This is a genomic window from Erysipelatoclostridium sp. An173 (assembly GCF_002160495.1).
GTDB classification, from domain to species: Bacteria; Bacillota_I; Bacilli_A; order Erysipelotrichales; family Coprobacillaceae; genus Thomasclavelia; species Thomasclavelia merdavium.
Genome location: NZ_NFKR01000117.1, coordinates 1 through 697 on the forward strand (window position 1 = coordinate 1; position 697 = coordinate 697).

At 34.4% G+C, this 697-nt stretch carries 1 protein-coding gene; it reads left to right on the top strand.

Features of this window, described 5'->3' with window-relative positions:
- Positions 1–697, top strand: a 697-nt coding sequence (locus tag B5F09_RS14675) for a GBS Bsp-like repeat-containing protein (RefSeq protein ID WP_204215379.1), incomplete at both ends; no start/stop codon positions are given.

A 697-nucleotide genomic window follows, 5' to 3' on the forward strand; every position in this document is an offset into this window, starting at 1 on the left:
CAGAATAGATGCAGAGATAACGAATACACCAAACGGGTTAAAGAAGGTGCAGATACCGGTATGGAGCAATGAAGATCAAAGCGACATTATCTGGTATACAGCAACTGAAAATGATGAAAATCATTACAGTGTAACGGTCAATATAAACAATCATTCAGGGAATTTTGGAAATTATTATTACAGCTGCTATACAACAACCAATACTGAAATTTTTACTGGAATAAAGGATGAAATAAAAAACATTGAATTAGATTCAGGAGCATTGGGTGCAGCTACTAATCAAAAAGAAACCCAAATACAGATAAAATTAGAAGAATTAAATCTGGATGGTATAAAAGGTCAGGTTAAATTTGCAATATGGTCAGTAGAAAAAGAACAGGATGATCTAGAATGGGCAAATGCAAATAAACAGGAAGATGGAACATATGTATATAATGCAGATATATCAAAACACAAAACAAGCGGAACATATAATATCCATGCATATGTCTATACAAATGGTAAAATGATCAAGCTTAGCGAAACAACAGTAGAAGTAAGTAAACCAGAAGTGATACTGACAACAACAGATATCTCGACAGGAGTATTCAGAATAGATGCAGAGATAACGAATACACCAAACGGGTTAAAGAAGGTGCAGATACCGGTATGGAGCAATGAAGATCAAAGCGACATTATCTGGTATACAGCAACTGAA